Source organism: Streptomyces sp. NPDC088733, from assembly GCF_044751185.1.
Lineage (GTDB): Bacteria > Actinomycetota > Actinomycetes > Streptomycetales > Streptomycetaceae > Actinacidiphila.
Genome location: NZ_JBIVLH010000003.1, coordinates 63,404 through 87,565, shown reverse-complemented (window position 1 = coordinate 87,565; position 24,162 = coordinate 63,404). Strand labels below are relative to the sequence as shown.

The following is a 24,162-nucleotide window of genomic DNA, read 5'->3' as shown; positions in this document are numbered from 1 at the left end:
CGCCCGGCTCCCGCATTCGCCGGGCGCGTCACCCCGCCGGTCAGGCCTTCGCGAAGGACATGAGCGCGAGCGGCTGCGTGGTGGGGCGCGGGGAGCCGCCCGCCGGTTCGACGGTGATGCCCATGCCGGAGGCGCCGCCGACGGGGCCGTCGAGGAGCACGGCCTCGCTGCCGCCCGGGCCGGAGCGGGGGACCAGCCCGGCGGAGCGCATGGTGCCGCCCGCGTCGGAGAACCAGAGTTGGTAGACCCGGCCGCCGGACAGCTGGGGCAGGCCCTGGGCGAAGAACACCGCGCGGTCCTGGCTCCGGGACACCACGACCGTGCCGCTCGCGCCGCCGGAGAGCTTCCCGGTGGTGGCGGCGGCGTCCGGCGCGGCGAGGACCCGGGCGACGGACTCGGCGCCGGCCTGCGCCTGCCGGGCCTCCTGGCGGGCGTCGCCCAGTTGCTGCTGCTGCCGGACGGCGACGCCGCCGAGCGCGGCGGCGGCCACCAGGCAGGCGGCCAGGGCGAATCGGGTGACCAGCGGGGTCCGCGGGGCGCGGCGGACACGGCGGCGGTCCCGGACGGGGACCTCGGCCACCCGCGGCGGCTCCTGCCGGACGGTGGCGATCCGCCGCATCACCTCGTCCTTCATCCGCTGCGGCGCGGGTTCGGCCGCGGCGAGCCCGAGCCGGGCGGCGGTCGCGGTGAGCTCGCGCACCTCCAGGGCGCAGGGCTCGCAGTCCGCCAGGTGGCTCTCGAACTCGGCGCGCTCGTGCCGGTCCAGGGCGTCCAGGGCGTACGCCCCGGTGAGGGTGTGCAGCTCGGCGTTGGTGCTCATGCGGTCACCCCCAGGCAGTCGCGCAGCCGGATGAGGCCGTCCCTGAGCCGGGTCTTGACCGTCCCCAGGGGCAGCGACAGCAGTTCCGCCACCTCGCGGTAGGTCAGGCCCCGGTAGTACGCCAGCATCACCGACTGGTGCTGCAACTCGGTGAGGGTGCGCATGCAGCGCCTCACCTGCTCCCGTTCGAGCCGGGCCTCGACCTGCTCGGTCACCTCGTCGTACGCGGGCGTGCGGTCCAGCAGGGCCGCCTTGTGCTCGCGGTCGGCGGCGGCGCTCGCCGACCGGACGCGGTCGACCGCGCGGCGGTGGGCCAGGGTCATCACCCAGGTCATCGCACTGCCTTTCTCGGGGCGGAAGCGGGCCGCCGTGCGCCAGACCTCCACCAGGACCTCCTGGGCGACCTCCTCGGACTGCGCGGGGTCGCGCAGCACGCCGCGGACCAGCCCCAGCACGGGTCCGCTCACGGCGTCGTACAGCCCGGCGAAGGCCTCCTGGTCGCCGCGCGCGACCGCGAGCAGCAGTTCCGTGAGGTCCGGCCCCTGGCGCGCGGGCATGCCGATTCGCACCGGTTCCCTCTCCACATCTCCCGCTTTCGTCGTTGTGTCGGTCCGCTGTCGTGTGCTCGGTGCCCGGCCGCCGCGGTCCTGCCGTCGCCCCGTGCACAGTCTCCCGTCCGGCATTCGGCGCCGCGAGCGGTTCGGATTGGTCCGTCGTACGGTGGCTCCCATGTCCGACACCACCTCAGTAGCAGTCCTCGGCACCGGGATCATGGGTGCCGCGATGGCCCGCAACCTCGTCAGGGCCGGCCTCGACGTCCGCGTGTGGAACCGTACGAGCAGCAAGGCCGAACCGCTCGCGGAGGACGGCGTCCGTGTCGCCGCCACGCCCGCGGAGGCCGTGGAGGGCGCCGACGTCGTGCTGACCATCCTCCACGACGGCCCGGCCGCGCTGGAGACCATGCGGCAGGCGGCGCCCGGGCTGCGGCCCGGCGCGGTCTGGGCGCAGGCCACCACGGCCGGCGTCGAAGCGCTCGGCGCGTTCGCGGAGTTCGCCGCCGCACACGGCATCGTCTTCGTCGACTCGCCGGTCCTCGGCACCAGGCAGCCGGCCGAGGCCGGGGAGCTGCTGGTGCTCGCGGCGGGGCCGCAGGAGGTGCGGCAGGCCCTGGAGCCGGTCTACGGGGCCATCGGCAGGCGCACCCAGTGGGTGGGCGAGGACGCCGCGGAGGGCGCCGCCAGCCGGCTCAAGCTCGTGGTCAACAGCTGGGTGCTCACCGTCACCCACGGCACCGCGGAGGCCCTGGCGCTGGCCGAGGGACTCGGGGTGGACCCCCGCGCCTTCCTGGACGCGGTGGCCGGCGGCGGCCTCGACATGGGCTACCTGCGGGGGAAGGCCGATGCCATCCTGCGCGGCGACTTCGCGCCCAGCTTCGCGCTGCAGACCGCGGAGAAGGACGCGCGGCTGGTCGTGGCGGCCGGTGAGGCCGCCGGGGTCCGCCTCGACGTGGCCGCGGCCGGCGCGGAGCGCTTCCGGCGGGCGGCGGCCCAGGGCCACGGCGAGGAGGACATGGCGGCCACCTGGTTCGCGAGCTTCGGCGACGGCCGGGACGCGAAGCAGGCCTAGGCGGCCGGGCCGTCGTCCGCCCCCGGCTCCGCCGGAAGGTGCCTGCGGTCACGGCACTTGGCAGGCCTTCGGCCGGGGGGAGGGGTCGTATCCCGCGGGCTGCGGGGACGGCCGGGGCGCGAAGGGGGCTCCCCGGTTCCGCCGGAGGGTGCTCACAGGCGCGGCACTCGGCCGGCCTTCGGCCCGGGGGAGTGGTCGTATCCCGCGAGTTCCGGCGACGGCGGGGGCGCGAAGGGGGCTCCCCGGTTCCGCCGGAAGGTGGCCCCGGGCACGGCACTTCGCTGGCCTTCGGCCGGGGGGAGGGGTCGTATCCCGCGGGCTTCGGCGACGGCCGGGACGCGAAGCGGGCCCCCCGGCTCCGCAGGAAGGTGCCCTCAGGCACGGCACTTCCCCGGCCGTCGGCCGGGAGAGCCGCCGCATCGTCCGGGTGGTCCGGCCGCGCCGACCGCGGGACGGCTGTCCGCCGTGCGATGCACCGGGCCGGGCGGCACCCCCGGCGGTGGCCGGGGGTGCCGCGGGCCCTGCCCGTCGGCGGTGGGGGCACCCGGCGGTGGCCGGGCGGGCTCATCCGGCGGCATCGCCCGAACGGCCGCCCGGCCGCCCCGCGGCTATCCCACGTGCGGGAAGAGCGCGGCGAAGGACGCCGCCGCCTCGGCGGGGTCCCGTCCGTAGGGGGCGTTGAAGTCCCAGATCAGGAAGAGGAGGAAGGCGATCAGGGCGCTGTAGAGCCCGGCCAGGAGCAACTCCCGGCGGGAGCGCCGGATCTGCAGGGTGAAGATCAGTCCCACCGCGACCAGGCCGCCCACGATCAGCCCGAACCAGACCACGCCCGGCATGGTGGGCGAGGAGCTGTCGGCGCGCGCGTTGCGCGCGTCGTCGGCCGCGGCCACCTGGTCGACGACGGGCTGGTAGGCCTGGTTGGCCAGCGGGGTGCGCGGCTCGAACGCGGTCACGTCGCGGCGCACCACGCCCAGCAGTTCGCTGCCGCGCTGGGTGTTGTCGCCGTTCTTGACCATGTACGGGATCTCTTTGTCCACGACGTACGACACGTAGGTGTCGATGTCCTCGCGCACCCGGTCGCGGACGGCGGCCGGGTACACCTGGACCCGCTCCTGGACCTCGTGCAGCGCCTGGGCCTCACGGCGCGCGGCGTCCTCGGCGGCGCCGCGCCCCTCCCAGACGCCGGCGATGGCCAGTCCCAGGACGATCGCGTAGACCACGCCGATCATCATCGTCATGTACTCGATGACGTCCGGGGTCTCGCTGGGGTCGTCGTCCTCGCTCAGCCGGCGGTTGTTGATCGCCACGATGCTCAGCACGACCACGCAGCTCGCGGCCATTCCGATGGCCAGGACAATCCAGTCCGACATGCGTCACCTCCGGGAACGAGCTTGGGAACGGGGTTTGAGCGCGGCGGCCGACAGCACCGCGGGAGCGGTGATCAGCAGCATCAGATGGACGAGGCTCGGCCCCTCGGGCGGTGGGAGCGCGGTCACCTTGTGGTAGGCGACCGGCGGCAGTTCGACCCGGCGGCTGGGTGTCGGCGTCGGGGTCGGTGTCGGGGTGGGCGTGGGTGTCGGCGTCGGTGTGGGGGTGGGCGCCGGGGTCGGCGCGGGGGCGGGCCGCTGCCGTACGGGCGCGGGCGCGGGGGCGGGTTTCGGGCGTGGGGCCGGTCCGCACGGATGCCGCCAGGACACCGAGCCGCGGGCTCCCGAGGAGTCCGTGGAGGCGTCCACGGAGGCCTGGTAGCGGGGGCAGTGCTCGCGCCGTACGCGGGCCGACGAGCCGCCGGGGCCGGTCTGGGCCTCCACGGTGTCACCGCCGTGCCGGATGCGGACACGGGTCCGCGGCACCCCTCCCGCCCCGCCGTCCGGTTTCGTCTCCACGCGGACGGCGCCGCCGCCCGTCTCCACCCGTACGGTGCCGTCCGGCAGGAACCGCACGACCGGCGGTCCCGGGACGCCGGGGCGCTCGTCGGCACGGGCGGTTCCCGCTCCGCCCCCGGGACCCCCCGGACCCAGTACCACCAGCACGGCGGCCGCCGTGAGGCCGGCCCCCCTCAGCCATATGGTCATGTCCCAGATGTTGTGCGGCGGCAGGGCCGCCCATCCGGCAATCCGGGCCAATCCCCCCGAAGGGCTGATTCGTCAGCGCAGGACGCGGCGCAGCGCACGCCGGGCGCGGTCGGGGGCGCTCCGGTCGCCGAAGAGCTGGACGGCGTGATTGAGCGCGAAGTAGACGCCGTTGAGCTCGAACACGATCTGGTCGGGATCGGTGTCCGGGGGCAGTTCGCCCTGTTCGACGGCGGCCCGCAGATCCCGCACCAGGCGCCGCTTCCACACGGTGTACAGCCGTGCCACGGCGTCCCGCACCGGCCCCTCGCGCCCGTCGAACTCCACGGCGGAGGCGGTGAACAGGCAGCCGCCGGGGAAGGCCTCCCGCTCGCGGTCGAGGTAGGTCACCCAGGCCTCGCAGATGGCCGTCAGCCGGGCCAGGCCGGGCGGGTTGCCCGCGGCCGGCAGCCACACGGCGCGGGTGAAGATCTCCGACGCCCGGCGCAGCGCGGCGATCTGCAGCGCCTCCTTGGTGCCGAAGTGGCCCAGCAGCCCGGACTTGCTCATCCCGAGGTCGGTGGCGAGCCGGCCGATGGTCAGGCCCTCCAGGCCCTCCACGGAGGCGACCGCGACGCTGCGTTCGATGATCCGCTCGCGGGTGTGGCGGGCCTCGGTGGCGGACTTGCGTGGGCTCATGGGGCCATCGTAGCGAGCCGCCCCTCTTTAGAGTCCGATCGGTCGGTCGCTATAGTTCCGGCATGACCTCGACCCGTATCGTCGCCCTCGGCCACCACCAGCCCGAACGCGTCCTCACCAACGACGACTTGGCCGCCATGGTCGACACCAGCGACGCCTGGATCCGGCAGCGCACCGGCATCGCCACCCGCCGCATCGCCGCCGACGACGAATCGGTCGCCGACATGGCGACGGCCGCCGCCGGCAAGGCCCTGGCCTCCGCGGGCCTGGCGCCCGCCGACATCGACCTGGTCGTCGTGGCCACCTCCAGCGCCATCGACCGCTCCCCGAGCACCGCGGCCCAGGTCGCCGCCCGGCTCGGGGCGACCGCGCCCGCGTCCTACGACCTCAACAACGCCTGCGCGGGCTTCACCACCGCGCTGGCCGCCGCCGACCACTCCGTGCGCGCCGGAGCCGCGCGGCACGCCCTCGTCATCGGCGCCGAGAAGATGTCCGACCTCACCGACTGGACCGACCGCAGCACCTGCGTGCTGCTCGGCGACGGCGCCGGGGCGGCCGTCCTCAGCGCGGTGCCGGACGGTGGCACGGAGGGCCCTGGCGGGCTCCAGGGCGTCGGCCCCGTGGTCTGGGGCTCCGACCCCACCCGGGCGGACGCCGTGCGGCTCACGGGCGCCTGGCAGCCGCGCTTCGCCCAGGACGGGCAGGCGGTCTTCCGCTGGGCCACCACGACCCTCGCCCCGATCGCGGAGGAGGCCTGCCGCCGCGCGGGCGTCGCCGTGGCCGACCTCGGCGGCATCGTGACGCACCAGGCCAACCTGCGCATCATCGAGTCGGTGGTCCGTCAGCTCGGCGCCACGGAAGCCGTCGTGGCCAAGGACGTCGTCGACTCCGGCAACACCTCCGCCGCCTCCGTCCCCCTGGCCTTCTCCAAGCTCGTCGAGCGCGGTGAACTGGCGCCGGGCGCCCCCGTGCTGCTGCTCGGTTTCGGCGGCGGGCTGTCCTGGGCCGGACAGGTCGTCAGCTGCCCCTGACCGGGCGCCCGCCCGCAACGCAGAGGGCCGGCCCACCGCGTGAGCAGTGGGCCGGCCCTCGGGGTCCGCGGCCGGTCGGCCCTGCCGTCAGACGGTACGCAGGGCCAGGACGACGTTGTGGCCGCCGAAGCCGAAGGAGTTGTTGACGGCCACGATCTGACCGTCCGGCAGCTTGCGCGGCTCACCGGAGACCAGACCTGGGTCGATCTCGTCGTCGAGGTCGGTGAGGTTGATCGTCGGCGGGGCGGTGCGGTGGTACAGGGCCTGGACGGTCGCGACCGTCTCGATGCCGCCCGCGCCGCCCAGGAGGTGACCGGTCATCGACTTCGTGGCCGAGATGGCCACGTGGTCGAGGTGGTCGCCGAGGACCTTGCGCAGCGCCTTGATCTCCGCGACGTCACCCTGCGGGGTGGACGTGGCGTGCGCGTTGAGGTGGTGGATCTGCGCCGGGTCGATGCCCGTCGCGGTCAGCAGCTGCTCCAGCGCGGCGGCGATGCCGCGGCCGGTGGGCTCCGGCTGCGCGATGTGGTGGGCGTCGGCCGACAGGCCCTGGCCCAGCACCTCGGCGTAGACCTTGGCGCCGCGCTTGGCGGCGTGCTCGGCCGACTCCAGGATGACGACGCCGGCGCCCTCGCCGAGGACGAAGCCGTTGCGGGCCTTGTCGTACGGGCGGGAGGCGCCCTGCGGGTCCTCGTTGTTTTTGGACATCGCCATCATGTTGGCGAAGGCGGCGATCGGCAGCGGGTGGATGGCCGCCTCGGTGCCGCCGGCGACGACCACGTCGGCACGGCCGGAGCGGATCATCTCGTACGCGTAGCCGACGGCCTCCGCGCCCGAGGCGCAGGCGCTGACCGGGGTGTGCACACCGGCCCGGGCGTTGACCTCCAGGCCGACGTTGGCGGAGGGGCTGTTGGGCATCAGCATCGGCACGGTGTGCGGGGACACCTTGCGCGGGCCGGACGCCAGCAGGTTGTCGTACTGGTCGAGCAGGGTGGTGACGCCGCCGATGCCGGAGGCGATCACCGCGCCCAGGCGGTCGGGGTCGACCGAGCTGTCCTCGCCGGCCTTGGCGGTGAAGCCCGCGTCGGCCCATGCCTCACGGGTGGCGATCAGAGCGAACTGGGCAGAACGGTCGAGCTTGCGTGCGACCGGGCGGGGCAGAACCTCCAGCGGCTCCACGGCGATCTGCGCCGCGATGCGCACGGGCAGGTCGGCCGCCCAGTCCTGGGTCAGGGCGGTGACGCCGGAACGGCCGGCGAGCAGCCCCTCCCAGCTCGACGCGCTGTCCCCGCCCAGCGGAGTGGTTGCGCCGATACCGGTGACGACCACGGTGTGATTGGTCGGGCTCACAGGGATTGTCTCTCCACGTCTAGAAGGGCGGGCGACAGACACGTCGTCCGGGGCCGGCCTGGATCAGGCCTGAGCCTTGAGGATGTAGTCGACGGCGTCGCCGACGGTCTTGAGCTGCTTGACGTCGTCGTCCGGGATCTTGACCTCGAAGCGCTCCTCGGCGGCGACGACGACCTCGACCATGGACAGCGAGTCGACGTCCAGGTCGTCGGTGAAGGACTTGTCCAGCTGGACGTCCTCGGTGGGGATGCCGGCGATCTCGTTCACGATCTCGGCGAGACCCTCGACGATCTCTTCCTGGGTGGCGGCCATTGCGGCGCTCTCCTTCTTCGGTGCTGTTACTACGGGCTGCGGCGGGCGGGAGTGCGGCGCCGCGTGGGGTGTTGACTAGGGGAGGGTAACGACCGTGGCGGCGTACACGAGACCCGCCCCGAAACCGATGATCAGGGCCGTGTCGCCGCTCTTGGCCTGTCCGGTCGCCAGCAGGCGCTCCATCGCGAGCGGGATCGACGCGGCGGAGGTGTTGCCGGTGGTCTCGATGTCGCGGGCCACGGCGACGTGCTCGGGGAGCTTGAGCGCCTTGATCATCGAGTCGATGATCCGCATGTTGGCCTGGTGCGGAATGAAGACATCGAGGTCGTCCGCGGTGATCCCGGCGGCGTCCAGCGCCTCCTGGGCGACCTTGGCCATCTCGAAGACCGCCCACCGGAAGACCGTCTGGCCCTCCTGGGTGATGGCGGGGAACTTCACCTGTCCGTCGGCGTCCACCGGAAGCCCCGAGACATCACCCGCTCGGAAGCGGTCCCATGCGACGGTCTGGGTGATGGTGTTGGACTTGTCACCCTCAGAACCCCACACGGTCGGGCCGATCTCCGGCTCGTCGGCGGGGCCGATCACGACCGCGCCGGCGCCGTCGCCGAACAGGAAGGCGGTGGCCCGGTCGGACTTGTCGGTCAGGTCGCTCAGCCGCTCGACGCCGATCACCAGGACGTGCTTGGCACTGCCCTCGGTGACCATGCCCTTGGCGAGCGTCACGGCGTACGTGAAGCCCGCGCAGCCTGCGGAGATGTCGAAGGCGGCCGGCTTGACGGCGCCGATCCGGTGCGCGATCTCGGTCGCGACCGCCGGGGTCTGCTTGAAGTGGGAGACCGTCGCGACGATGACGCCGCCGATGTCCTCGGCCGAGATCCCCGCGTCCGCGATGGCCTTGCCCGCCGCGATCACGGACATCTCGGAGACCGTCTCGTCGGGGCCGGCCCAGTGCCGGGAGGCGATGCCGGAGCGGGAGCGGATCCACTCGTCGCTGGAGTCGATGTGCTCCAGGATGACCTCGTTGGGCACCACGCGGGTCGGCCGGTAGCCGCCGACACCCATGATCCGTGCGTACGGGGAGCCCTTGGCGGGCCTGATCTTCGCGGTCATGTCTGCGAGGACTCCTATTCCTGGGTGCCGTGCTCGGCGACGATCGCGCGGGCGGCCTCGAGGTCGTCGGGGGTCTTGAGGGCCAGGGTCGCGACGCCGGGCAGCGCGCGCTTGGCCAGGCCCACCAGAGTGCCACCCGGCACCAGCTCGATGATGGCGGTGACGCCGAGTTCCTTGAAGGTGTCCATGCACAGATCCCACCGCACGGGGTTGGAGACCTGCGACACCAGCCGCGCGACGATCTCGGCGCCGCCGGCGACGACCTTGCCGTCGGTGTTGGACACGTACGGCAGTACCGGGTCGGAGACCTCCAGCGTGCCCGCCAGCGCGTCCAGGGTGGCCACGGCCGGGGCCATGTGGTGGGTGTGGAAGGCACCCGCGACCTTCAGCGGGATGACCCGCGCCTTCTCCGGCTTGTCCGCGGTCAGCGCGGCCAGCTGCGCGGCCGTGCCGGCTGCGACGATCTGGCCGGCCCCGTTGATGTTCGCCGCGGTGAGCCCGAGGTTCTCCAGGTGCGCCACGACCGTGTCCGGGTCCCCGCCGAGCACCGCCGACATGCCGGTCTCGGTGACGGCGGCGGCCGCGGCCATCGCCGTGCTGCGGGTGCGGACGAACGCCATCGCCGCGTCGGCGCTCAGCACCCCGCCGATCGCCGCGGCGGTGATCTCACCGACGCTGTGGCCGGCCACCGTGTGCGGCGCGCCGGCGCCGGGCAGCAGCCGCTCCGCCGCGACCAGGCCGGCGGCGACCAGCAGCGGCTGGGCGACGGCCGTGTCGCGGATCTCCTCCGCTTCGGCCTTGGTGCCGTAGTGGGCGAGGTCGAGTCCGGCGGTCGCGGACAGTTCCGCGAGGCGGTCGGAGACGCCGGGCAGATCGAGCCATGGGGCGAGGAAGCCGGGGGCCTGGGCACCCTGGCCGGGAGCGACGAGTACGAGCACGCTTTCAACTCTCTCTTGAGCGAGGTCGTCCCCGCCCGTGGGGACAGGGACCAAGAACCGACGGGCGATTTGTTGGTGTCCCACAAATGCCCTGCGTACACCTACGGTGTCTGTCCGGAGTCGGAGAGCCGGCCCAGGATGAGTGCGATGCGAAGGGTGAATGCGGATCGTACATCCGAGGGGGACCAGCCGGTGACGTCCGTCACACGTCGGAGCCGGTACCGGACGGTGTTGGGGTGAACGAACAACATACGGGCCGCGCCTTCGAGCGACGAGGCCTGCTCGAGGTAGACCGAGAGCGTTTCCAGCAACGCCGAACCGGCTTCCTCCAGCGGTCTGTAGATCTCCTCCACCAGCTGATCGCGGGCGTAGCGGTCCCCCGCCATCGCCCGCTCCGGCAGCAGATCGTCCGCCTGCACGGGGCGCGGGGCGTCCGGCCAGGCGGCGCAGGCCCGCAGGCCGGCGGCCGCGGCCTGCGCGGAACGGGACGCCGACAGCAGGTCGCCGACGACCGGTCCGGCCACCACCGGGCCCGCCGCGAAGGGGCCGATCAGCGCCTTGGCGACGCGCAGCGGCTCGTCGTCGCCGCCCGCGACCACGATCAGCCGGTCGCCCAGCACACCGGTCAGCACCTGGAGCTTGGCGTGGCGCGCGGCCCGGCGGATCGCCTCCACGGTCAGTTCGCTGTCGCCGTTGGGTGCCGTGCCCAGCACGACCACGATCTTGTCCGGCGAGCTCCAGCCCAGCGCCGCCGCCCGGGACAGCACGCCCTCGTCGGCCTCCCCGGACAGCACCGCGTTGACCACCAGGGACTCCAGCCGGGCGTCCCAGGCGCCGCGCGCCTCGGCGGCCTGGGCGTACACCTGGGCCGTTGCGAAGGCGATCTCCCGCGCGTACACCAGCAGCGCCTCGCGCAGCACCGACTCGTCGCCGGGGGCGGCGACCTCGTCGATGGCCGCCTCCATCACCTCGATGGTGGTGCGCACCATCTCCACCGTCTGGCGCAACGAGATCGCCCGGGTCAGCTCCCGCGGCGCGGTGCCGAAGACGTCGGTGCTGATCGCCTGCGGCGTCTCCGGGTGCCGGAACCATTCGGTGAACGCCGCGATGCCCGCCTGCGCGACGAGCCCGATCCACGAGCGGTTCTCCGGCGGCATGGCCCGGTACCAGGGCAGCTGCGCGTCCATCCGAGCGATCGCTGCCGCCGCCAGGCGCCCCGCGGACTTCTCCAGCCGTCGCAGGGTGGCGATGTGGGAGTGGTCGCGGGCGGGGTCGAATGCGTTCTGCGCGGGTTCTGGCACGGTACAAGCCTGCCTTATCCGGGCGGAAGGATGGCACGGACCCCTCTTCTGCGCGCGTCCGCGCGTCAGATCCGGCCGCCTGCCGCGTGTCCGGCGGTGTCCGCGGACAGCCGCTGGGCGAGGTAGATCGGGACCACCGACAGCACGATCAGCACCGCGGCGACCACGTTGACCACGGGCGCCTGCTGGGGCCTGGCCATATTGCTGAAGATCCACACCGGCAGCGTCTGGATGCCGGGCCCGGCGGTGAAGGTGGTGACCACGATCTCGTCGAAGGAGAGCGCGAAGGCCAGCAGCCCGCCCGCCAGCAGCGCCGAGCGGATCAGCGGGAAGGTGATGTCGCGGAAGACCTGGAAGGTGTCGGCGCCCAGGTCCATGGCCGCCTCCTCGTACGAGCCGGAGGTGCGCCGCAGCCGGGCCAGGACGTTGTTGAAGACCACCACGACGCAGAAGGTGGCGTGGCCCACGACGACGGTGAACAGCCCGAGCCCCACGCCGAGCGGTTCCAGCACCGTGCGGAACGCCGTGTTCAGCGCGATGCCGGTGATGATGCCGGGCAGGGCGATCGGCAGGACCACCACGAAGGACAGCGCCTCACGGCCGAAGAACCGGTGGCGCTGGACGGCGAGCGCGACCAGGGTGCCCAGCACCAGCGACACCGCAGTCGCCCCGAGCCCGGCCTTCACCGAGGTCCACAGCGCCGCGCGGGCACCGTCGCTCTGCCAGGCGTCGCCCCACCAGCGCAGGGTGAGCCCGGAGGGCGGCCAGCCGAAGCCGCGGTCGGCGTTGAAGGAGTTCAGCAGGACCAGCAGCAGCGGTACGTAGATGACGGCGAAGCCGAGCGCGGCCGCGGCGCGCAGCGCGATCCGGGCGGGTCGGGACAGGTGCATGGCGTACGGCCCTCACAGACTCTGGAGCGCGCCGGTGCGTCGCACGGCCAGCAGGTAGACGACGATGATCGCGACCGGCACCGTGCCGAGCGCGGCGGCCAGCGGCAGGTCGAGCGTGATGTTGGAGTAGACGACGTTGCCGATGAGCTGGGTCTTGCCGCCGACGATCTGCACCGCGATGTAGTCGCCGAGGCTGAGCGAGAAGGTGAAGACCGAGCCCGCCGCGACCGAGGGCAGCACCATCGGCAGCACCACGGACCTGAAGGTGCGCCAGGTGCGCGCGCCCAGGTCGGCGGAGGCGTCCAGCAGGCCGGCCGGCAGCTGTTCGAGGCCCGCGTGGATCGGCAGGATCATGTACGGCAGCCACAGGTAGGCCAGCACCATGACGGCCGCGGGCAGGCCGTAGCCGGGGCCGCTGAGGCCCAGCGGCTTCAGCACCCAGTCCAGCGGCCCGTTCTCGGAGAGCATGATCCGCCAGGCGTACGCCTTGACCAGGTAGCTGGCCCACAGCGGGGTGAGGACGGCGACGACCAGCAGGTGGCGGTACTTCGGGGCGGCCACCCGCGCGGTGTAGAACGCGATCGGGAAGGCGACGACGATGTCGATGGCGGTCACCGCGACCGCCACACCGAGGCTGCGCAGCGCGACGTCCCGGTAGACCGGGGTCGTCCACAGGGCGTGGAAGTTGTCGGTGCTCCAGACCTTCACCACGTCCGAGGTGAAGGGGTCGGTGGTCCAGAAGGCGGAGAGGAACAGCGCGGCCAGCGAGCCCAGGTAGGCGAGGACGAGCCACAGCAGCGGGGCGGACAGCAGCAGGGACAGCCGCAGCCGCGGGCGGCGGTGCAGGAAGCCTGCCAGCCGCCGCCCGGGCGTGCCGGACGTGGGGAACGTGGTGGTCACCGACGGCTCAGCCCTTGATCTCGGTCCAGGCCTGGACCCACTTGGCGTAGGGGACGCATGTCACGTCGGTGCGGCCGTCGAGGCACTGCGGGATCGGGGTGTTCCAGAAGTGGACCTGCTTCCAGTACGGCTCGTCGGCGGCGTGGAAGACGGTGCAGTGGTTCTTGTCGGCGGTCAGCGCGCAGGACTTGGCGTTCGACGGGGCCTCGCCGAACCACTCGGCGACCTGGGCGTTGACCTTGGGCGAGACGATCCAGTCCAGCCATTTGTAGGCGCAGTTGGGGTGCTGGGCCTTCGCGGAGATCATCCAGGTGTCGGACCAGCCGGTCGCGCCCTCGCTCGGCAGGACGGCGGCGACCTTGGCCTTCTCGGCCTCCGCGAGGTTGGCGATGACCTGCCAGCTGGTGCCGATGACGGAGTCGCCGCTCTTGAACGCGGAGATCTCCTTGAGGTAGTCGCTCCAGTACTCGCCGATGTTGGCGTTCTGCTCCTTCAGCAGTGCCACCGAGGCGTCGAACTGCTTCTGGTCCAGGGCGTACGGGTCCTTGATGCCCAGCTCCGGCTTCGTCTTCATCAGGTACAGCGCGGCGTCCGCGAGGTAGATCGCCGAGTCGTAGGCGGTGACATGGCCCTTGTACGGGGCGGACTTGTCGAACACCGCGGACCAGGAGGTGGGCGCGGGGGAGACCTTGTCGGTGCGGTACATCAGCAGGTTGGCGCCGCGGCCGTGCGGGATGCCGTAGGCGACACCGCCCACCGAGTTCCACTTCTGCATCTTCAGACTCGGGAAGATGTCCTTGTAGTTGGGCACCAGGGCGGTGTTGACCGGGGCGGCGTCGCCGGAGGCGATCAGGCGCAGCGAGGCGTCGCCGGAGGCGGAGACGGCGTCGTACTGGCCGGTCTTCATCAGGCTGACCATCTCGTCGGAGGTGCCGGCCACCTTGGTGTTGACCTGGCAGCCGGTCTCCTTCTCGAAGGGCGTGACCCAGTCGACGGACTTGTCGTTGGAGCCGTCCTCGGCGTATCCGGCCCAGGCGATCAGGTTGACCGCGCCCTCGGTCTTGCCGAGGGTCTTCTGCGCGCTGAGTTTCGGCGGGGTGAAACCGCTCCCGGAGCCGGAGCCCTTGTCGGAGGAGGACCCGCCGCAGGCGGTGGCCAGGGCCAGGACGGTGCAGGCGGCGAGGGTACGGGTCAGACGCACGTGGACTCCGTTTCCGGTGCTGCGGGCTGGACGGTGACGTGGTGGCGGCGGTGCCACTGGAGGCGGACGCGGGTGCCCCGGTACGCGGCGACGTCCGCCGAGGAGGTCTCCCGGTTCTGCTGGAGGGCGGTCACCCGGCCGCCGTCGTCCAGGTCGACCAGGAACCGGGTGGCGTCGCCGAGGTAGACGACCTCGGCGACGGTGCCGGAGACGGTGCGCAGCGCGTCGTCGCCCGTGCCGTCCCCGGCGGGCGCCTTCTCCCCGGGGTCCAGCAGCCGGATCTTCTCGGGCCGGACGCTGTACGTCCCGCTCTCGTCGGTGAGCAGGTTGGACGTGCCGACGAAGCCGGCGACGAAGGGGGTGGCGGGCCGCTCGTACACCTCGGCGGGGGTGCCGACCTGCTCGATCCGGCCGTTGCTGAAGACGGCGATCCGGTCGCTGAGGGCCAGCGCCTCCTCCTGGTCGTGGGTGACGAGGACGAAGGTGATGCCGACCTCGCGCTGGAGCGCCTTGAGTTCGACCTGCATCTGCTCGCGCAGGGTGAGGTCGAGCGCCCCCAGCGGCTCGTCCAGCAGCAGCACCTTCGGGCGGTTGACCAGGGCGCGGGCCAGTGCGACGCGCTGCCGCTGACCGCCGGAGAGCCGGTCGGGGCGGCGCCCGCCGAAGTCCGCCAGCCGGACCGAGGCGAGGGCGGCGCGGACGCGCTCGGCGCGCTCGGCCCGGGGCACCTTGCGGACCTTCAGCCCGTAGGCGACGTTCTGCTCGACCGTCATGTGCGGGAAGAGGGCGTAGTCCTGGAAGACGGTGTTGACGTCCCGCTCGAAGGGGGCGAGGCGGGTGACGTCCCGGCCGGCGAGTTCGACGGTGCCTGCGGTGGGCGTCTCGAAGCCCGCGACCATGCGCAGCACGGTGGTCTTGCCGGAGCCCGAGGGGCCCAGCATCGAGAAGAACTCGCCGTCGCCGATCTCCAGGTCGATCGTGTCGACCGCGTGCACCGGTCCGAACGACTTGTCGAGGCCCCGCAGGCGCACGGCAGGTGTCCCGGCGGGCGATCCGTCGGCCGTCCCCCCGGCCGTTCCGCTGTCCGTTCCCTCCATGGGCGGGGAACCTTTCTGTTCGCGCGGGCGTTGATCGAAAACCTATGAAGTTATATTTCAGAGGACAAGGCCTGGCCGGGGTAAAACTTTCGCCAAGTGAGAAGGTGACCGGGTGAGCAAACTTTCGAATGGCGCGCTGCACGCCGTCTTCGCACCCGTCGGCAACCTCGCCCGGGTGGACGCGGTCGTACGGCGGCTGGCGGACGCCATCGAGCTGGGCCTGCTGGCCGACGGGGAGCAACTGCCCGGCGAGAGCGAACTGGCCACCCGGCTGGGCGTGTCCACGGTGACCCTGCGCGAGGCGCTCATGGCCCTGCGGCAGCAGGGGCTGGTCACCACCCGCCGCGGCCGCGGCGGCGGCAGCTTCGTCACCGCCCCCGGCCGGCCCCGGGACGTCCGGCTCGCCCACCGGCTCGCCGACTGGAGCACCGAGGAACTGCGCGACCTCGCCGACCACTGGGCCGCCGTCGCCGGATCCGCCGCCCGGCTGGCCGCCGAGCGCACCGGGCCGGACGACCTCGCCCCCCTCCAGCGCTCCCTGGAGGAGTTCGAGGCCGCCGACGAACTCACCGCCCGCGGCCGGGTCTACGGCCGGCTCCATGTGGAACTCGCCGCCGCCTCCCAGTCGGCCCGTCTCACCAAGGAGGAGATCCGTATCCAGGCGGAGATCGGAGCGCTAATCTGTCTCGCACTCGGGGAGGACGACGCCCGCGCGGCGGCCGTCGCGCTGCACCGCGCGCTGATCGGCGCCGTGCGCGAAGGCGACGCGGAACGGGCCAGGTCCCTGGCCGAACGGCGGGTGCAGGACGCGATGGAGCGCCTGATCGGACTGCGACTGGCCGCCGCCGGCTGACCCGGGCGCCCCGTACCTCCCGTCCTCCCGCACCGGAGGCATTCGCCGTGGTCATGAGCTCATCAACCGTCGTCGAGTCCGTCGCCGCCGGTGTCGTGGACCGGGTCCGCGCCGCGCTCGAGGACGTCTTCGCCGCCGTCACCCAGGTCGCCGAACGCACCACCGCCGTCGCCGCGGTGCGCGCCGCCGGCCGCGCGCCGACCACCGCCGACCTCGCCGCGCTGCGGCCGCTGCTGCACGACCGGCTGCGCGGCCAGGGCGACTTGATCTCCGGCATCGGCTTCATCGCCGAACCCGGGCTGCTCGGCGACGTACCGGCCTGGCTGGAGTGGTGGCAGACCCACCGCGACGGGGAGTTGCGTCCGCTGCTGCTGGACCTCGACCCGGCGACCTCGGCCTACTCCGACTACACGCACTGGGACTGGTTCGCGCTGCCCCGCGCCACCGGCGAGCGCGCGGTCGCCGGGCCCTACGTCGACTACCTGTGCTCCGACGAGTACAGCCTCACGCTGTCGGTGCCGGTCCGGTACCGCGGGCGCTTCCTCGGCGTGGCCGCCGCCGACGTCTACCTGCGGCACTTCGAGGCCGCTGTGCTGCCGCTGCTGCGGCGGCTGCCCGCTCCGGCCGCATTGGTCAACGCCCGTGGCCGGGTGGCGGCCTCCACCGATCCGCGGCATCTGGCGGGCTCGCTCCTGCGGAGCTTCAGCGGGCGTTCCTGCGGGCCGATCCCGCTGACGCTCGTGACGCTTTCGCGAGCACCGCGTCCGTGAGCGGGCCGGTGCGGCACGGCGGGCGCTTCCTCGGTGCGGCCGCGGCCGATGTCCACCTGCGGCACTTCGAGGCCGCTGTGCTGCCGCTGCTGCGGCGGCTGCCCGCTCCGGCCGCACTGGTCAACGCCCGTGGCCGGGTGGCCGCCTCCACCGATCCCGCTGACGCTCGTCACGCTTCCGACAGCACCGCGTCCGTGAGTGCGGGCCGGAGCGGCGATGCCCACGCGACGGAGCCGGGGAGACGCCCGTTCTCGTGGCCCGGGGGAAGCCGGCTCCGCGGCGCCCGCACCTCGGTGGCGAAGCGCCGGCCGCGTCAGACTTCCGACAGCACCGCGTCCGTGAGCGCGGGCCACAACGGCAGGGCCCACTCGCCGAAGTCACGGTCCGTCAGCACCACGCAGGCCGCGCCGGCCTCCGGGTCGACCCACAGGAACGTGCCGGACTGCCCGAAGTGCCCGAAGGTGCGCGGCGAGGAGGAAGCGCCGGTCCAGTGGGGGGACTTGTGGTCCCGGATCTCGAAGCCCAGGCCCCAGTCGTTGGGGTTCTGGCCGCCGTAGCCGGGCAGCACGCCCCTGAGCCCGGGGAAGGCCACCGAGGTGGCCGCCGCCACCGTCTCCGCGGCCAGCAGCCGCGGCGCCTGCACCTCGGCGGCGAAGCGCACCAGGTCGTCCACGGTCGAGATCGCGCCCGCGCCCGCCGAGCCCGGGCAGTCGGTGGCGTGCATGCCGAGCGGCTCCAGCACGGCCAGCCGCAGGTACTCGGCGAAGGGGATGTCGGCGGCCTTGGCAATGTGGTCGGCCAGCGCCTCGAAGCCCGCGTTGGAGTAGATCCGCCGGGTGCCGGGGGCGGCCATCACGCGGTGCTCGTCGAAGGCGAGACCGGAAGTGTGCGCGAGCAGATGCCGTACGGTCGAGCCCTCGGGGCCGGCCGGCTCGTCCAGCTCCACCGCGCCCTCCTCGACCGCGACCAGCGCCGCGTAGGCGGACAGCGGCTTGGTCACCGAGGCCAGCGGGAAGCGCCGCCCGGTGTCGCCGTACGCTCCCAGGAGCGTGCCGTCGTGGCGGACGACCGCCGCCGCGGCCGTCGGGACAGGCCAGTTCTCTATCGCGCTCAGGCTGCTCAGGCTCCGCATGACGGTGAGCCTAACGAATGGCCTTGCCTGGAGTGCACTCCAGGGTTTTAGCGTGGAACCCATGACCGTGACGCAGGTGGCCAAGAACAAGCCCGGCAGCGTACGCAACTGCGCCGACGAGGCGCCGCAGCCCCTCCCGGCCGGCCGGGACCGCTACACGATCAGCGAGGTGGCGGCCTTCACCGGGCTGAGCGCGCACACCCTGCGCTGGTACGAGCGCATCGGGCTGATGCCGCACGTCGACCGCTCCCACACCGGGCAGCGCCGCTTCACCAGCCGCGACCTGGACTGGCTGGCCTTCGTCGGCAAGCTGCGGCTGACCGGGATGCCGGTCGCGGACATGGTCCGCTACGCCGAGCTGGTGCGGCTGGGGGACCACACCTTCCCCGACCGCCGGGACCTGCTGGAGTCCACCCGGCGCGACGTGCTCCAGCGGATCACCGAGCTCCAGGACACCCTCGCGGTCCTCGACCACAAGATCAACGTCTATGCCGACGCCCCCAGGGCGTCCGAGAGGGCATGAAGCGCATGAGCGACACACACGAGCCGATCGCCAAGGTCGGGCTCGGCACGGACGGCCCCCTGGTCGGCGTGCAGGGCCTGGGCTGCATGGGCATCAGCGAGTTCTACGGACCGACCGACGAGACCGCCGCCCGCGCCACGCTGGAGGAGGCCCTGGCCCTCGGCGTCACGCTCTTCGACACCGCCGACGTCTACGGGCTGGGCGCGAACGAGGAGTTCCTCGCCCCCTTCGTGCGGGCGCACCGCGACGAGATCACCCTCGCCACCAAGTTCGGCATCGCGCGCAAGGCCGACGACCTGCGGTACCGCGGTGTCCGCAACGACCCCGAGTACATCCGGCAGGCCGTCGACGCCAGCCTGCGCCGCCTCGGCGTGGACGTCATCGACCTGTACTACATGCACCGCCGCGACCCGGCCGTGCCGTTCGCCGAGTCGGTGGGCGCGATGGCGGAGCTGGTGCGGGCCGGCAAGGTCAGGCACCTCGGCCTGTCCGAGGTGACCGGCGCCGAACTGCGCGAGGCGCACGCGGTGCACCCGGTCGCGGCGGTGCAGTCGGAGTGGTCGCTGTTCAGCCGGGACGTGGAGGTGTCGCTCGCCGGTGCCGCCGCCGAACTGGGCGTGGCCGTGGTGCCGTACTCCCCGCTCGGGCGCGGCTTCCTCGCCGGCTCCTTCCGGAACGCGTCCGAGCTGGGGGCGGACGACTTCCGGCAGGCCCAGCCGCGCTTCACCGGCGAGAACGCCGAGCGCAACGCCGATCTGCTGGAGCCGCTCCGCGCGGCCGCGCAGGCGCACGACGCCACGCCCGGCCAGATCGCCCTGGCCTGGGTCCAGCAGCGGGCGCAGGTGCACGGACTGGCCGTCGTCCCGATCCCGGGCACCCGCAGGGCCGACCGGGTGCGGGAGAACACCGCCGCCACCCGGATCGTCCTCGACGAGGCCGAGCTCGGCCGGCTGGAACCGATCGCGGGACAGGTCGCCGGTGACCGCTACGCGGACATGTCGTCCACGTCGGCGGCGCGCGAGTAGCCGTCGCGCTCCAGGGCGGGCCGCGACCGCGCGGCCCGCTGGACGGCCGCCAGCACGGCCGCGGCCAGCGGCAGCGACTCGTGGACCGGGCCGTAGCCGAGGCCGAACACCACGGCCGCCGGGTCGTCGTCCGCGCTGCCCGGCAACCGGCCGCCGCCGTCGCGGGGGAGCAGCCGCAGGTGGCCTCGGGGCGCCTCGGGTGAGCGCCACTCCAGGCCGGTCAGCCCGGCGACGGGGAAGTGCTGGTCGCCGGCCCGCCACTTGGGCGTGGAGGCGCCGGTCCAGGACCACCGGAAGGTCACCGTGTGCCCGTCGAAGGACGCCCGCCCGTCGTACGCCTTGAACGACAGCGGCGGCGCGGGGACGTCCACGAGGTGGCGCGGGGCCGGCTCGTCCTCACCGGCGCCCAGGGCGCCGATCGCGGTCAGCAGCCGCTCGGCGCACTGCTCCGCGAGCGGTTGGCCGGCGGTGGGCAGCACCAGGCGGTAGGGGTCGGCGGCCTCCTTGAGCTGGCCGTCCGCCGCGTCCATCAGAGGGTCGGCGCCGCGCCGCGGCAGGGCGCGCAGCACGAGGGTGCCGCGTCTGCCCGGCGCGAGCTCCACGCCCGTCAGCGCCGCGTAGGGGACGCGGCGCTGACCGAGGACCTGGAGCAGTCTGGAGTTGCGCAAACCGCGCTCGTAACGGATGAGGACCGCGTCGGCATCGAACTCCCATACGGCGTTGGATCCGGCCAATACGTCACCCATACGAGTCATCGTAGGCCGGGTTCCCGCCGGGGGAACCCGCCGCGTCAGGCCGGTCTAGGCCACGCCCGCCGTGCAGGACCGCCCCTGGGCGCAGCGGATGTCCGGAAAGCGCCCCAGCGCGATACGGGTGAAGTTGGCGAGGCTGCCGGTGCCCGAGCGGAAGTAGCCCGCGTGGCCCTCGGCGCCGTCGGAGCTGACCACCCGGGCGCCGAAGTCCCGCGAGACCGGGTCCGCGCCGTGGCCCAGGCCCGCGATCTCCAGGTGCGGCACGTCGCCGATCCAGTCCGAGCTGTCGCGGGTCGCCCACACGCGGGCGCCGGTGCGCAGATCGGCCGCCCGGTCCACCCGCATGCCGGGGCTGCCGAAGACCGTGATGTCCGAGACCCGGCCGGCCGGCAGGCCCGGCGCGGCCACCCCGCACAGCACCGAGCCGTACGAATGGCAGAACAGCGCGACGTCGCCGCGCGTCGGCAGCGCCCCCACCAGGGCGGTCAGCCGGACGGCACCCTGCTCGGCGAGTTCGCCGGTGGACGCGTCCAGGCCCACGCCCAGCGGGGTGGTCCAGTCCGCCCACGCGATGACGGCCGTGCGCGCCCGCGGGTCGGCGGCCCGCTCGGCGCCGTACAGGGAGCGGGCCATGCCCACCGGGGCCCGGTAGGGGAGGGCGGTGCGCTCGAAGGACATCACGTCGGTGTCGACCCCGGGCACCACGATCGAGACCCGATGTGCGTGCTGGAGGTCGCCGAAGACCTCGGCGACCCGGCCCCGGCCCGCGGGGTCGAAGGCCAGGATCTGCCGGCCGGGCCGCTGGAGGGAGGCGTAGCGGCTCGCCCGGCCGGCCGCGTCCTGCCGGCCCTCGGTGGTGAGCAGGGGGCTGTGCGAGCGGGCGTTCTCCCGGGCCCGCTCGGTGCCGAGCGCGATCCGGTTGGCCTGGTAACGCAGGGCCAGTGGCGCGCCGTTGAGGTTGCCCACGATCAACGGGTAGCGCTTCGCCAGGCGCTGGGCCTGCTTCGGGGCGAGTGTGCCGAAGAAGCGTGCCAGCGCCTTCGCCCCCGCCTGCGGGTCGGGCAGCGCACGGCCGCCCACCGTCCCGTGCCGCCAGGCGGCCAGGGCAACGGACTTGGCGTCGTTGTCACCTTGGTGATGACGCAGCGCCGTCCAGCCGGTGGTCGACAGCATGACGAAGACCACGGCAAGAGCCAGGAGGGCGCGCAGGGAGGGGGAGCTGAAACGCTCGTCGGCGAAATTCACTGCGTGCCACCATAGGAGACGCCGCAGGTCCCCTGAGCACGCCGTGACTCAAGTCACGTTTGAAAGAAGGAGATTCCGGACACACCCTTGTGCTCGTCCCACGGTTGTGTCAGCACGGGGACCAGCAGGGCCAGGTGCTCCTCGGTGATCCTGCGGATCGACTCCACGGTGGTCTCGTCGCCGTCCCCCCACAGCCGCTGGGCGGCCCTCAGCACCCCGCCGACGGCGCCCACGAGCACCCGCGGCCGCGGGTCGGCCGCGTCCAGTCCCTCGCGTGCGGCGATGACGGCCGCCAGTCGCCCCTCCACCACCGACGAGCGGCGCAACTGCGCGGCCAGCAGCGTCGGCGTCGACTCGATCACCCGGTACATCGCCATGTACGTCGGCAGCGGCACGACGGCCACGATGAGCGCGCCGATGCCGTCCCACGACGCCCTCAGCGCCGCGTGCAGCGCCTCGAACGGCGGCTCGCCGGGCGGCCGGGCCGCCACCGCGGTGACATAGGCGTCCTCGACGGTGTCCTCCAGCGCGAGGGCGACCTCCTCCTTGCCCGCGAAGTAGCGGAAGAAGGTGCGCTGCGAGACGTCCACCGCGTCGGCTATCTCGTCGACGGTCGTCCCGTCGTACCCCTGCGCCACGAACAACTCCACCGCGGCCCGCACCAGCGCGTCACGCGTGCGCTGCTTCTTGCGTTCCCGCAGACCGCACACGGGCGTCTTGGGCATCGCGTACGTCATCTGCCGTCCACCTTTCGGGACCCCCTTCGAACCGGTCGCGCTTCCTGTCAGTAACCGACGGATGAATGCTTTGGTCAAATGTCAGATGCTGCCATAATCTCTTGCCCATGACCCAAGCCTCCGTCGTCACCGACCAGGCACCGGAGCCCATACCGGCGCCCTCCAAGAAGCCCCTCCGCGGCCATCCCTGGCTGACCCTCTTCTCGGTAGCCATCGGCGTCATGGTGGTGGCGCTGGACGGCACCATCGTCGCCGTCGCCAACCCGGCCATCCAGGCCGACCTCGGCGCCTCCCGCGAGCAGATCCAGTGGATCACCACCGGGTACATGCTCGCGCTCGCCGTGTCGCTGATCACCGCCGGCAAGCTCGGCGACCGCTTCGGGCACCGCCAGACCTTCCTGATCGGCCTCGCGGGCTTCGCCCTCACCTCGGGGCTGATCGGCCTCTCCAGCGGGGTCGGCATGGTGATCGCGCTCCGCGTGCTGCAGGGTGTGTTCGGCGCGCTGCTCCAGCCTGCCGCGCTCGGCCTGCTGCGGGCCACCTTCCCGGCCGAGAAGCTCAACATGGCCATCGGCATCTGGGGCATGGTGATCGGCGCCTCCACCGCCGCCGGGCCGATCGCGGGCGGTCTGCTGGTCGAGCACGTCAACTGGGAGTCCGTCTTCTTCATCAACGTGCCCGTCGGCCTGGTCGCGCTCGCCTTGGGCCTGGTGATCCTCAAGGACGTCCGCGCCGAGAAGGCGCCGCGGTCCTTCGACATCCCCGGCATCCTGCTGCTCTCCGGCGCGATGTTCGGCCTGGTGTGGGGCCTGATCAAGGCTCCGGAGTGGGGCTGGGGCAATGCGCAGACCCTGCTCTTCCTGATCGGCTCCGTGCTGCTGTTCGTGCTGTTCGCGTTCTGGGAGACCAGGGCCTCCGAGCCGCTGATCCCGCTGCGGATGTTCCGCTCGGTACCGCTGTCGGCGGGCACCCTGCTGATGGTGCTGATGGCCTTCGCCTTCCTCGGCGGCCTGTTCTTCGTCACGTTCTACCTGCAGAACGTCCACGGGATGTCGGCGGTGGAGTGCGGTGTCCATCTGCTGCCGCTCACCGCGATGATGATCGTCAGCTCGCCGGTCGCCGGCCTGCTGATCACCAAGTTCGGCCCCCAGGTGCCGCTGGTCGGCGGCATGGTCTGCACGGCGGTCGCCATGTTCGGCATGACCGGCCTGGAGGCCGACTCCGGTTCGCTGATCATGTCCCTGTGGTTCGCGCTGCTCGGCCTCGGCCTCGCCCCGGTGATGGTCGGCGCCACCGACGTCATCGTCGGCAACGCCTCGCTGGAGCTGTCCGGCGTGGCCGGCGGTCTCCAGGGCTCCGCCATGCAGGTCGGCGGCAGCCTCGGCACCGCCGTCCTGGGGACGGTCATGGCCTCGCGGGTGGACAGCGCGCTGCCCGAGAAGTGGGCCGCCGCGGGGCTGCCCCCGCTCAAGGGCGACCAGGCCGCGCAGGCCGCCGACGCGGTCGTGGTGGGTGTGCCGCCGGTCGCCCCGAACACCCCGGCCGAGGTCGTCGCGATGATCACGAAGGTCACGCACGAGACCTTCCTGTCCGGGATGGGCCTGGCCTTCACGGTCGCCGGCGTCGTGGCCGCCTTCGCGGCGGGTGTCGCCTTCCTGACCCGGCGCGGCGTCAACGCGGACGCCGCGGGCGGCGCGGTGCACGTCTGACACGGGTGAACTCCCTATCAGGGTGATCGAGGCCCGGGGCCCTTGGCGGCCCCGGGCCTCGTCGTTCACGGTGGTGCTCCGTACCGGTGC

At 73.0% G+C, this 24,162-nt stretch carries 25 protein-coding genes; 7 read left to right on the top strand and 18 right to left on the bottom strand.

From position 1 onward, the window contains the following. Positions 1-40: 40 nt before the first annotated feature. The gene (locus tag ACIP64_RS06485; protein WP_401582535.1) at positions 41-820 is read right to left on the bottom strand and encodes an anti-sigma factor domain-containing protein; all 780 of its coding nucleotides are present in this window, start codon (positions 818-820) and stop codon (positions 41-43) included. After that, the gene (locus ACIP64_RS06480; protein ID WP_360906609.1) at positions 817-1,377 is read right to left on the bottom strand and encodes a sigma-70 family RNA polymerase sigma factor; all 561 of its coding nucleotides are present in this window, start codon (positions 1,375-1,377) and stop codon (positions 817-819) included. The genes ACIP64_RS06485 and ACIP64_RS06480 overlap by 4 nt, the downstream gene beginning before the upstream one ends. A gap of 172 nt (positions 1,378-1,549) precedes the next feature. Between ACIP64_RS06480 and ACIP64_RS06475 the strand changes: the two genes are divergently transcribed. Beyond that, on the top strand, positions 1,550-2,446 hold the full coding sequence (locus ACIP64_RS06475; RefSeq protein ID WP_401582533.1) for an NAD(P)-dependent oxidoreductase: 897 nt from the start codon (positions 1,550-1,552) through the stop codon (positions 2,444-2,446). Between the two features lie 608 nt (positions 2,447-3,054). On the opposite strand, the gene ACIP64_RS06470 is transcribed toward ACIP64_RS06475, so the two are convergent. The 3 genes from ACIP64_RS06470 to ACIP64_RS06460 form a co-directional block, all read right to left on the bottom strand. Then, on the bottom strand, positions 3,055-3,816 hold the full coding sequence (locus tag ACIP64_RS06470) for a hypothetical protein (protein ID WP_401582532.1): 762 nt from the start codon (positions 3,814-3,816) through the stop codon (positions 3,055-3,057). Positions 3,817-3,819: 3 nt separating this feature from the next. Continuing rightward, on the bottom strand, positions 3,820-4,521 hold the full coding sequence (locus ACIP64_RS06465; RefSeq protein WP_401582531.1) for a hypothetical protein: 702 nt from the start codon (positions 4,519-4,521) through the stop codon (positions 3,820-3,822). 72 nt (positions 4,522-4,593) lie between these two features. After that, positions 4,594-5,196: a TetR/AcrR family transcriptional regulator gene (locus ACIP64_RS06460; protein WP_401582530.1), complete on the bottom strand. Its 603-nt coding sequence runs from the start codon at positions 5,194-5,196 to the stop codon at positions 4,594-4,596. 62 nt (positions 5,197-5,258) lie between these two features. Here ACIP64_RS06460 and ACIP64_RS06455 point away from each other — a divergent pair, with 62 nt between their 5' ends. After that, the gene (locus tag ACIP64_RS06455) at positions 5,259-6,227 is read left to right on the top strand and encodes a beta-ketoacyl-ACP synthase III (RefSeq protein WP_401582529.1); all 969 of its coding nucleotides are present in this window, start codon (positions 5,259-5,261) and stop codon (positions 6,225-6,227) included. 87 nt (positions 6,228-6,314) lie between these two features. Here the strand turns inward: ACIP64_RS06455 and fabF are convergent, their stop codons facing one another. The 9 genes from fabF to ACIP64_RS06410 form a co-directional block, all read right to left on the bottom strand. Further along, entirely contained in the window at positions 6,315-7,577 is a 1,263-nt protein-coding gene (fabF, locus tag ACIP64_RS06450) for a beta-ketoacyl-ACP synthase II (RefSeq protein WP_401582528.1), read from the bottom strand. Between the two features lie 63 nt (positions 7,578-7,640). Beyond that, positions 7,641-7,889, bottom strand: coding sequence for an acyl carrier protein (locus tag ACIP64_RS06445; RefSeq protein WP_319662619.1), 249 nt, complete (start codon positions 7,887-7,889; stop codon positions 7,641-7,643). A 75-nt stretch (positions 7,890-7,964) separates the two neighbouring features. Continuing rightward, positions 7,965-8,999, bottom strand: coding sequence for a ketoacyl-ACP synthase III (locus tag ACIP64_RS06440; RefSeq protein ID WP_401582526.1), 1,035 nt, complete (start codon positions 8,997-8,999; stop codon positions 7,965-7,967). 14 nt (positions 9,000-9,013) lie between these two features. Then, on the bottom strand, positions 9,014-9,937 hold the full coding sequence (locus tag ACIP64_RS06435; protein WP_401582525.1) for an ACP S-malonyltransferase: 924 nt from the start codon (positions 9,935-9,937) through the stop codon (positions 9,014-9,016). A 101-nt stretch (positions 9,938-10,038) separates the two neighbouring features. Continuing rightward, on the bottom strand, positions 10,039-11,238 hold the full coding sequence (locus ACIP64_RS06430) for a helix-turn-helix domain-containing protein (RefSeq protein ID WP_360906590.1): 1,200 nt from the start codon (positions 11,236-11,238) through the stop codon (positions 10,039-10,041). Positions 11,239-11,303: 65 nt separating this feature from the next. Further along, entirely contained in the window at positions 11,304-12,128 is an 825-nt protein-coding gene (locus tag ACIP64_RS06425) for an ABC transporter permease (protein ID WP_401582523.1), read from the bottom strand. Between the two features lie 12 nt (positions 12,129-12,140). Next, on the bottom strand, positions 12,141-13,028 hold the full coding sequence (locus tag ACIP64_RS06420) for an ABC transporter permease (RefSeq protein ID WP_401582521.1): 888 nt from the start codon (positions 13,026-13,028) through the stop codon (positions 12,141-12,143). A gap of 7 nt (positions 13,029-13,035) precedes the next feature. Continuing rightward, on the bottom strand, positions 13,036-14,229 hold the full coding sequence (locus ACIP64_RS06415) for an ABC transporter substrate-binding protein (RefSeq protein WP_401582519.1): 1,194 nt from the start codon (positions 14,227-14,229) through the stop codon (positions 13,036-13,038). Next, positions 14,220-15,326 carry an ABC transporter ATP-binding protein gene (locus ACIP64_RS06410; RefSeq protein WP_401582517.1) on the bottom strand — a complete coding sequence of 369 codons (1,107 nt, stop codon included), beginning with the start codon at positions 15,324-15,326 and terminating at the stop codon, positions 14,220-14,222. The genes ACIP64_RS06415 and ACIP64_RS06410 overlap by 10 nt, the downstream gene beginning before the upstream one ends. A gap of 112 nt (positions 15,327-15,438) precedes the next feature. Here ACIP64_RS06410 and ACIP64_RS06405 point away from each other — a divergent pair, with 112 nt between their 5' ends. Beyond that, positions 15,439-16,179 (top strand): FadR/GntR family transcriptional regulator, encoded by a 741-nt coding sequence (locus tag ACIP64_RS06405; RefSeq protein ID WP_401582515.1) that lies wholly within the window; start codon positions 15,439-15,441, stop codon positions 16,177-16,179. Positions 16,180-16,232: 53 nt separating this feature from the next. Continuing rightward, the gene (locus ACIP64_RS06400) at positions 16,233-16,949 is read left to right on the top strand and encodes a cache domain-containing protein (RefSeq protein ID WP_401582514.1); all 717 of its coding nucleotides are present in this window, start codon (positions 16,233-16,235) and stop codon (positions 16,947-16,949) included. Positions 16,950-17,262: 313 nt separating this feature from the next. On the opposite strand, the gene ACIP64_RS06395 is transcribed toward ACIP64_RS06400, so the two are convergent. Then, entirely contained in the window at positions 17,263-18,081 is an 819-nt protein-coding gene (locus tag ACIP64_RS06395) for a serine hydrolase domain-containing protein (RefSeq protein WP_401582512.1), read from the bottom strand. A gap of 61 nt (positions 18,082-18,142) precedes the next feature. On the opposite strand from ACIP64_RS06395, the gene ACIP64_RS06390 reads away from it, so the two are divergent. Both ACIP64_RS06390 and ACIP64_RS06385 read left to right on the top strand, forming a co-directional pair. After that, positions 18,143-18,604, top strand: coding sequence for a MerR family transcriptional regulator (locus tag ACIP64_RS06390; protein WP_401582510.1), 462 nt, complete (start codon positions 18,143-18,145; stop codon positions 18,602-18,604). Positions 18,605-18,609: 5 nt separating this feature from the next. After that, on the top strand, positions 18,610-19,629 hold the full coding sequence (locus ACIP64_RS06385) for an aldo/keto reductase (RefSeq protein ID WP_401582508.1): 1,020 nt from the start codon (positions 18,610-18,612) through the stop codon (positions 19,627-19,629). Here ACIP64_RS06385 and ACIP64_RS06380 read toward each other — a convergent pair. From ACIP64_RS06380 to ACIP64_RS06370, 3 genes are read right to left on the bottom strand one after another with little or no spacing between them, the layout of a single operon-like run. Continuing rightward, on the bottom strand, positions 19,590-20,375 hold the full coding sequence (locus tag ACIP64_RS06380; RefSeq protein ID WP_401582506.1) for a DUF4429 domain-containing protein: 786 nt from the start codon (positions 20,373-20,375) through the stop codon (positions 19,590-19,592). The genes ACIP64_RS06385 and ACIP64_RS06380 overlap by 40 nt on opposite strands. 54 nt (positions 20,376-20,429) lie before the next feature. After that, positions 20,430-21,626, bottom strand: coding sequence for an alpha/beta hydrolase (locus ACIP64_RS06375; protein WP_401582505.1), 1,197 nt, complete (start codon positions 21,624-21,626; stop codon positions 20,430-20,432). A gap of 53 nt (positions 21,627-21,679) precedes the next feature. Continuing rightward, positions 21,680-22,363 (bottom strand): TetR/AcrR family transcriptional regulator, encoded by a 684-nt coding sequence (locus tag ACIP64_RS06370; RefSeq protein WP_401582503.1) that lies wholly within the window; start codon positions 22,361-22,363, stop codon positions 21,680-21,682. Between the two features lie 107 nt (positions 22,364-22,470). On the opposite strand from ACIP64_RS06370, the gene ACIP64_RS06365 reads away from it, so the two are divergent. Next, positions 22,471-24,072 carry an MFS transporter gene (locus ACIP64_RS06365; RefSeq protein WP_401582501.1) on the top strand — a complete coding sequence of 534 codons (1,602 nt, stop codon included), beginning with the start codon at positions 22,471-22,473 and terminating at the stop codon, positions 24,070-24,072. The last annotated feature ends 90 nt before the right edge of the window (positions 24,073-24,162 follow it).